Raw genomic sequence first — 1386 nt, 5'->3', positions numbered from 1 at the left:
CTCTTTAACACTCATTGTCGGCACCATCATCAGTATTTCTGTGTATCTGGATCATATCGCCCAAATAAAGAAAAAGAACCTACAGGAGCTTGAGCACGAAGCTGAGATGCTTGAGTCGAGCTATCAATCCATATTTCAAAGAAGTGCCCAAGACTTAGTTTCCCTGGGCAAGCACTATGCCATTCAAGCCTATGTGCAAGGAGGCATCACTGAGTCTGAGCCAGTCAATCGCACTCTCGAACACTACTTGCTTTTAAATCCAGGCGTAGTAAATATCAAGCTAGTCGCCAAAAGACCGGACAGTGTAATTGGCTGGGAAGTTCTTTATACAAGCCACAAGGCTGACAGCAAGAGCGGAGAGGAAAGCTCAGACACCTTTCTAACAAGAGACCTAGCTACACTGAAGCAAAGTGGCAAGTTAAAATCGGGGGAGATTTACTTTTCTGATATCTACCTAAGTCCAGATCTAGTTGAGCTGGAAACAGAAAAGGTCTTTTCAAGCGTTTCAAACGCGTTATTCAAGGTTCTGGACGATACAGCCAGCTATGTATTAATCGCAACGCTTAAGCCAATGGCTATTATCTCTGGTTTGCCTCGCTACAATAGCAATAGACAGTTCTATATCAGTGACGCTGAAGGTGAATATCTTTATCAGGAAAGCTCTTCAGATAATAGTTCATCATCACATGATAAAAACTTACTTAGAGATTTCCCCGAGCTCACTCAGCACTTTCAGTCAGGCACCAACAAGCTGACGTTTACGCAGTTAAAAGACAGTACCAATACTAAATACTCTGCGTATTACAAAGTATTAAAAGGTGGTGCGACTTATGGCAGCCCACAACTCCATATTCTACTATCATCCTCACATCAACAGCTTGCATTAGCTCTGGAAGGAACTCGCAACAAAAGCCTGCTTATAGGTTTATCGCTAGCTTTAGTTGCCTTAACGGCTGCCATTTTAATCTCTCGCAGAATTACCCGCCCTCTCTCGAGATTGACTGAAACACTCGAACGCTATGAGCAAACAGGCGAAATTGACTACCTACCCGTGAACGAGAATAACGAAGTAGGTATTTTTGCCAGAAGCTTTCATAAAGCCCTACAGAATATTGACGCCTCAATAAATGAACTAAATGAGCAGAAATATGCCTTGGACCAGGCTTCCATTGTCTCTATCACAAATATAAGAGGAGACATCACTTATGTGAATGACAAATTCGTCGAAGTAAGCGGATACGAGCGTGAAGAGCTGCTAGGCCAAAATCATCGAATTCTTAACTCTGGCTATCATGACAAAGCCTTCTTCGGCCAACTTTATAAAACAGCTGCTAAAGGCAGCGTATGGCGAGGCGAAGTCTACAACAAAGATAAACATGGTCAGAA

General features: G+C 42.8%; 1 protein-coding gene. It reads left to right on the top strand.

Features of this window, described 5'->3' with window-relative positions; genetic code table 11:
• Positions 1-1386, top strand: a 1386-nt coding sequence (locus A3763_RS10010) for a PAS domain S-box protein (RefSeq protein ID WP_156495037.1), incomplete at both ends; no start/stop codon positions are given.

This window comes from Oleiphilus sp. HI0128 (assembly GCF_001635365.1).
This window is presented reverse-complemented; position numbering and strand designations above follow the sequence as displayed.